Source organism: Alloalcanivorax sp. (assembly GCF_964221125.1).
In the GTDB taxonomy this organism is placed as follows: domain Bacteria; phylum Pseudomonadota; class Gammaproteobacteria; order Pseudomonadales; family Alcanivoracaceae; genus Alloalcanivorax; species Alloalcanivorax venustensis.
Map to the genome: position 1 here is coordinate 1 of NZ_CAXPXK010000022.1, position 6,656 is coordinate 6,656.

General features: G+C 63.4%; 7 protein-coding genes and 2 pseudogenes. 5 read left to right on the top strand and 4 right to left on the bottom strand.

From position 1 onward, the window contains the following. A pseudogene (locus ACEQZD_RS02775) lies at nt 1–360 on the top strand (transposase); the annotation flags it as partial. Between the two features lie 11 nt (nt 361–371). Here the strand turns inward: ACEQZD_RS02775 and ACEQZD_RS02780 are convergent. From ACEQZD_RS02780 to ACEQZD_RS02795, 4 genes and pseudogenes are all read right to left on the bottom strand, one after another. Beyond that, nucleotides 372–1,076: a TetR/AcrR family transcriptional regulator gene (locus ACEQZD_RS02780; RefSeq protein WP_370183825.1), complete on the bottom strand. Its 705-nt coding sequence runs from the start codon at nt 1,074–1,076 to the stop codon at nt 372–374. Further along, nucleotides 1,073–1,210, bottom strand: a complete 138-nt coding sequence (locus tag ACEQZD_RS02785; RefSeq protein WP_335628790.1) for a hypothetical protein — start codon at nt 1,208–1,210, stop codon at nt 1,073–1,075. Before ACEQZD_RS02785 ends, ACEQZD_RS02780 begins: the two co-directional genes overlap by 4 nt. Further along, a complete protein-coding gene (locus ACEQZD_RS02790) occupies nt 1,158–1,601 on the bottom strand; it encodes an ABC transporter substrate-binding protein (RefSeq protein ID WP_370183828.1) in 444 nt (147 codons plus the stop codon). Before ACEQZD_RS02790 ends, ACEQZD_RS02785 begins: the two co-directional genes overlap by 53 nt. Nucleotides 1,602–1,623: 22 nt before the next feature. Further along, nucleotides 1,624–3,282, bottom strand: a pseudogene (locus tag ACEQZD_RS02795) (FAD-dependent monooxygenase); the annotation flags it as partial. 329 nt (nt 3,283–3,611) lie between these two features. On the opposite strand from ACEQZD_RS02795, the gene ACEQZD_RS02800 reads away from it, so the two are divergent. The 4 genes from ACEQZD_RS02800 to ACEQZD_RS02815 all read left to right on the top strand — a co-directional run. Beyond that, a complete protein-coding gene (locus ACEQZD_RS02800; RefSeq protein ID WP_067605388.1) occupies nt 3,612–3,962 on the top strand; it encodes a transcriptional regulator in 351 nt (116 codons plus the stop codon). Nucleotides 3,963–4,051: 89 nt separating this feature from the next. After that, nucleotides 4,052–5,176, top strand: coding sequence for a non-hydrolyzing UDP-N-acetylglucosamine 2-epimerase (wecB, locus tag ACEQZD_RS02805; protein ID WP_335628618.1), 1,125 nt, complete (start codon nt 4,052–4,054; stop codon nt 5,174–5,176). A 39-nt stretch (nt 5,177–5,215) separates the two neighbouring features. Next, nucleotides 5,216–5,869, top strand: coding sequence for a hypothetical protein (locus ACEQZD_RS02810; RefSeq protein ID WP_370233603.1), 654 nt, complete (start codon nt 5,216–5,218; stop codon nt 5,867–5,869). Then, on the top strand, nt 5,862–6,656 hold a 795-nt coding region (locus ACEQZD_RS02815), incomplete at its 3' end, for a nucleotidyl transferase AbiEii/AbiGii toxin family protein (RefSeq protein WP_370183826.1). The genes ACEQZD_RS02810 and ACEQZD_RS02815, both read left to right, overlap by 8 nt.

Sequence of the window (6,656 nt, forward strand, 5' to 3'; positions counted from 1 at the left end):
CCCGAACTGATCAGCTTGCGGCAGAGCTTTGTGGAGTGGCTGCAAAGGCGCTTGCGCCATTGGTTGCCGGACGTCACGATTCCAGAGATGCATGATCTGCAAGAGGGTAGAGAGATGATTCGAGACATCGCCCAGGAATGGAAGGACCAACACCACCAAACCGGCCTGCAGCAAGGCCTTGAGCAAGGCTCCACCAATGAGGCCCGGGCCATCCTGCGTCGTCAGTTGGTGCGCCGTTTCGGTGACGTGCCCGCTGAGATCGATGCCCGGCTGGAGCGCGCCACCCGCGCCGAACTGGAAGGCTGGATTGACCGTCCCTATGAAGTCGACACGCTGGAAGACGTCTTCCGCCCCTCCTAGCAGCCGCCTTTTCAGGCGGCGGTGCCCAGCATCCGGCGAATCAGAATACTGACCTGTTCGAGCGCTTGCTCGGGCGTCATTGAGCCCTTGGGGTTGTACCAGTAGGCCATGCGGTCGCACTGGCTGAGCAGGGCCAGGGTGACCACCTTGGGGCTCACCGGGGCGTCGTCGTCGACGTAGTCGCGCACCAGGTCCTGGACGGTGTGGCGGTAGCCGGCCATGCGGCCGCTGAAGTGCCGGGAGGTGTCCTCGGGCAGGAACATGCGCGCGAATTGGGGATCGATCAGGCGGTCGTTGGCGCGGGCGATCAGCCGGTGGCGCATTTTGTAGCCGGCGTGCCGGCGCACGATTTCGAACAGCCGCTCTTCCCGGGGCACTTCGTCGATGCCTTCCAGGATGTAGCTGAAGAAGTCGGTCATGCCCAACTCGATGGCTTCGACCAGCAGCTGCTCCTTGGAGGCGTAGTAGTTGTAGAGGGTGGGGGCCTTGAGACCCACCCAGCCGGCCAGGGTGCGCATGTTGAGGTTTTCGTAGCCGCGTTCGGCGAACAGGGCGATGGCGGCCACCAGGATGCGGCTTTGCATGGTGCCGCCGCCGGTCCGCTCGCTGACCTCCCGCAGGTCCTTCTCGATGTTCTCGCCGAGGTAGCGCGGTGTCGTCTGGTCGGCCGGCAGACGCGCGCCGTTGCGGGTGCGCCGTATTTTCGGTTCGCTCATAGGTCCTGTACTTCCCGCCACATGATCTTGCCGCTGCCGTTCTTGGGCAGGGCGTCCACGAAGTCGACGATTTTCGGCACTTTATACGCGGCCATATTTTCGCGGCACCATTCTATCAGGGTCTCGGCGTCCAGGCTCGGTGATGTAGAAGTAGCCCTCGCCGTCGGACTCTTTCGGGCTTTTCACTTCATAGAGATAGACGTCGTGGACCATCTGGCCGTCCCGGCGGATGCGGCCGTTCTTGGCGAACAGGTCGTTGATCTCCTGCTCGTGCAGGTAGGCCAGCACCGCGTCGGCGTCGTCGGTGCCCAGCTCCTGGGCGGCGTTCAGGTAGTTGGTGACCGCTGAGTAGGTGGCGGCGTTGAGCATGTTGGGCATCTTGCCGGTCTTGTCCTTGAAGCGTTTGTTCCACTGGCGCGCTTCGTCGTCCTGATCCCAGTAGAACCCTTCCAGCAGCAGCATGCCCTGGGTGACTTCCAGACCCAGTGCGTGTACGTCGGTGATGCTGGCGGCCAGGCCGACGATTTTCTGCGCTGAGCAGAATCCGCGACGGGGCCACGCCGCTGTTGACCAACCCGCGGTAGGCGTCCACCGCGTCGTCGAGCGCCGCCGGGTAGGGGTTTTCCGGGGCCAGCCGGTAGTCCACGGTGACGCAGTCGCCGCCCACCGCCTTGGCCAGCCGGCCGGCGTACTCCACCGAGCCCTTGGCGGAGCCGAGCATGTAGCCGCCGCCGTGGAAGTGCAGCACGGTGGTGCGATTGTCGGCGGCGGTGGCGCCGGCGGCGCGCACGCGCAGCGCTTCCACGCCGCCCAGCTCGGCGTTCTCCACGGACAGGTCGTCCGGCGCCGGGAAGTGGGTGGTGAGGAAGCGGTCGTAGCCTTCACGCATGCCGTCGTGGCCGCGCGCCACGTCCTCGGCGGTGAACGCGGACTTCCACATATCGAAGGCGCGCTGGCTTTCCGGGCGCTCCATCTTCTTGTCTTCGCGGGTGGCGGACAGGCCCTGCACTTCACCGGCGGGGCGCTTGACCTCTTCCAGCACGTTGTAATCCCACACGAACGCCCAGGTGGCCTCGGTCATCGGGTCGATGTGCTGCATGCCTTTCCAGCGGCCGTTGCGCGCCTTGATGCGCTCCGGCTCGGACTCGTGCACCAGCTTGACCATGGCGCGGGCGCCGGACTGAACCCGGGTGGTGCGCGGGCGGCGGCGCTGCTCGTACTCTTCCAGCGCGGTTTCCAGATTGTCTTCGCCGTAGTGCTCCAGCATGGTCGCCAGCACCCAGGCGTCCTCGATGCCCTGGCAGGCGCCCTGGGCCAGGAACGGCACCATCGGGTGGGCGGCGTCGCCCATCAGCGTCACGCGGCGGTCGGTCCACCGGTCGAGGGGGTCGCGGTAGAACATGCCGGTGAGGAAGGCGGTGTCGATCTGATCCATCATCGCCTGGGCGCGCGGCTCCAGGTCGGCGAAGGAGGCGCGCAGCTCCTCGATGTCGCCGCTCTCGGTCCAGGACTCGCGGTGCACCTCGCCGGAGGGCACCGAGGCGAGAATGCTGTACAGATTCTTGGGGCGGATCCAGTCGGTGATCAGAGTGCGGCCGGGGCCGAACCAGTAGTTGCCGCGCTCATCCAGATCGATGCCTTCCAGCTTCTCGGCGGGAATCAGCGCCCGCCACATCAGAATGTTGGAGAAGTGCACGTCGTCCTCGCCGAACAACTGCTTGCGGATCACCGAGTGGATGCCGTCGGCGGCGATCAGCACATGGCCGTGCAGGTCGTCGCCGTCTTCCACGTGCACGGTGACGCCGTTGTCGTCCTGGGTGAAGCCGGTGCAGTGCACCCCGAGCCGCACCGACTCGGAGGGCAGGGCGTCGGCGAGAATCTCGATCAGGTCGGCGCGGTGGATGTTGTACAGCGGCGCGCCCCAGCGCTGCGCGCCTTCCTCGCCCAGCGGCGACACGTACAGCAGCTTGCCGTTGCGGATATCACGCATGTCGAACGACTTCGGGATTACCGACTTGGCCGCCACGGCCTGCTCCAGACCGAGCTCGCGCAGCACCACCGAGCCGTTGCTGGCGATCTGGATGCCGGCGCCGATCTCGGAAAGCCGCGGGGCCTGTTCAATGATGGTCGCGTCGATGCCCTTGTGGCGAAGCGCGATGGCGGCGGTCAGGCCGGCGATGCCGGCGCCCACGATCAAAACGTGCATGGTTGCTCTCCCTTATTATTCTGTTTTGTGCATTACGAACGAATGTTCGTACGTAGTAGCCGGCAGTGTTCCCCAACCGTGAAAGCTCTGTCAACACTTTTGCCGATCTCCTACATCCACAATCGTCTCTGACCGACAGACCGGGGAGCTCGACCTTGTCATAGTCAGCCTTCCCTCGGGACTCGAATACGGCTACTATTTATCATCAGGTGATATGGTTATATGTCAAAGGACCCTGGCCTGGCTGGCTTGCTTGATTTGCACGGCTCGATCGTTGATCAGGAAGGAGGGTTTGATGTGGACCGGGTCCTGGTGGAGGTTAAGAAGCGATGAAAACGATAGTGATCGGCATTATGACCCAGGAGAAGATTCGCGAACGGATGCTATCTATTGCCCGGGGCGAGTACAAACCGAAACCGGGTGAGCCCAAGGTCTGGTTTACGTCCATGAAATCGCTGGCGGAGGTCCTGAGTGATGATAACCGTGCCTTGCTTCGCGTGATTACCGAGACGAAGCCGAAATCAATCTCAGCGCTGGCCGAAACCACCGGCCGCAAACCCGGGAATTTGTCCCGTACTTTGAAGACGATGTCCCGCTACGGCATCGTGGATTTGAAGCGAGATAAGAATACAGTCCGCCCGATCGCCAACGCGACGCGGTTCCGCATCGTCGCGGCCTGAGTTCCGCGCCTACAATTACACCGCGATTAATGAGAAAATAGCCGGCTTTCGGGCGCGTGGCCCCAAATGACTGGCGAAAAGGCGACTTAGTGAGCGGAAAGCGGATTCTCAGTGTCTTCGGCACCCGCCCGGAGGCCATCAAAATGGCGCCAGTGGTGAAAGCTTTGGGCGCCGACCCCCGCTTCGACAGCCGGGTGTGCGTGACCGCCCAGCACCGCGAGATGCTGGATCAGGTGCTGGCGCTGTTCGAGATCACGCCGGACCACGATCTGGACATCATGGCGCCGGGCCAGGACCTCTACGACATCACCACCCGCATTCTGCTCGGCCTGCGCGACGTGATCCGCGCCGAGAAGCCGGACATGATCCTGGTGCACGGCGACACCACCACCACGCTGGCGGCCTCGCTGGCCGCCTTCTACGAGAAGGTGCCGGTGGGCCACGTGGAAGCGGGGCTGCGCACCGGCAATCTGCTTTCCCCCTGGCCGGAAGAGGCCAACCGCAAGCTCACCGGGGTGCTCGCCGCCGCCCACTTCGCGCCCACCGCCAGCGCCCGCGACGCCTTGCTGGCCGAGGGCGTGGACGAGGCCCGCATTCTCACCACCGGCAACACCGTGATCGACGCGCTGCTGTGGGTGAAGGCGCGCCTGGACGGCGACGCCGCTCTGCGCGATGAACTGGCGGGGCGTTTCCCCTACGGCCTGGCGCGGCCCATGGTGCTGATCACCGGCCACCGCCGGGAAAGCTTCGGCGGCGGTTTCGAGCGCATCTGCCAGGCGGTGTCGCGGCTTGCCGAGGCGCACCCGGGCACCGATTTCGTCTACCCGGTGCACCTCAACCCGAACGTGCAGGAGCCGGTGAACCGGCTGCTCAGCGGCCGGCCCAACGTGCACCTGATCGAGCCCCAGGACTACCTGCCGTTCGTCTGGCTGATGAGCAACGCGACGCTGATCCTCACCGACTCCGGCGGCATCCAGGAAGAGGCGCCGTCGCTGGGCAAGCCGGTGCTGGTGATGCGCGACACCACCGAGCGCCCGGACGCGGTGGACGCCGGCACGGTGAAGCTGGTGGGCACCGGCGCCGACGCCATCCACGATGAAGCGCACCGCCTGCTCACCGACCAGGCCGCCTGGGACGCCATGAGCCGCGCCCACAACCCCTACGGCGACGGCCGGGCCTCCCAGCGTATCGCCGACTACCTGGCCGGCAATTAGTGTTGGATACTTTCAAAAAATGAAAGTATCCTACATTGTATGGAGACATTGACCCGGACTCTGATCGATCAAGGACTGACGGAGCAGGTGCTGACCGAGAAGCAGCTGGCCCGCTTGCTTCGGGGTACCGATCAACGGCGCTACAACCTGGTGAACCGCGCATTGCACGCCCAGGAGCTGTGGCGGTTGCGCCGTGGTCGCTATTTGTTGTCCCCGGTGGTGTCGGGCTACCGGCCGCACCCTTTCGTGATTGTTCAGTCTCTTCATCCCGGGGCCTATGTGTCGTTCGAGGCCGCGCTGTCGCATCACGGTTGGATTCCTGAATCAACGCCTTTGGTTCAGGCGGTCACGCCGGGGCGGCGCCGGGATTTGGTTACTGTCGCCGGGGTCGGAGAGTTCCGTTTCTATCCGTTGGCGTTGAATCCTGGCGGTTTTTTGCGCGGTGTTGAGCGCTCTGTCTTGTCCGGCCATCCGGCACTAGTTGCCAGGCCGTTGCGCGCATTGCTGGATTTACTCTGCTTGCGTAAGGAAGAATGGCCGGGAAAAACCGCGCTGTTTCAGGGGCTGCGAATTGATGAGCAAGCCTGGAAATCGGCGGACGTTTCAGAAATAGACGCATTGCGGGCGGTGTATAAGCATCGCCGCATGCAGCGTTTGATCGACGCGCTACAAAAGGATTTGGCCGATGATTGATCTGTTGCGTCAGCGCCTGGCGCGCTACGCGTGCACGGATGCGCTTCAGGAGGAGCACGCCCTCAAGGAGATTCTTCAGGAAGTCGCGCTGTATGGCTTATGGCGGGCGAATTTCTATGAGGTGGCGGCGTTCCAGGGTGGCAGCAGTCTGCGAATACTGCATGGGTTGCCGCGCTTTTCGGAGGATCTGGATTTTATTCTTATCGAACCCGATAGAGACTTCGAGTGGCAGCCGTATTGTGATGTGCTGAAAGAGGTGCTGCTGGAGTTTGGTGTTCACGCGGAGCTTTCCGATCGGGGAAAGATGGACCGTGCCGTGCGGCAGGCGATGCTTAAAGACGACTCCATCGGTCGGCAGCTGGACCTCTCTTTCATGCAAACCGATTCCGGAAGAAAACTGCGCGTTAAACTGGAGATCGATACCCGGCCCCCGGCGGGCAGTGGGTTCGAATCCCATTACTTGGATTTTCCTCTGGATTTCGAGGTGCGCAGCCAGGACCTGGCCAGTAATTTCGCGTTGAAAATCCATGCTCTGCTTTGCCGGGGCTATCTGAAGGGGCGGGACTGGTTCGACTTCAATTGGTATATCAAGCACGGTGTGGCGCCGAATTTGAGCCACCTGCAGGCCGCGCTGCGTCAGGCCGGGCCGTGGCAGGGGACGGATACGGTGGTCGACGCGGCCTGGTTGGGTGCGGCACTGACGCAAGCCGTGAACGCCATCAACTGGCGAGAGGCGGCGGATGACGTCGAGCCTTTTCTGTCGACAGCGGAACGTCATGGCCTTGCC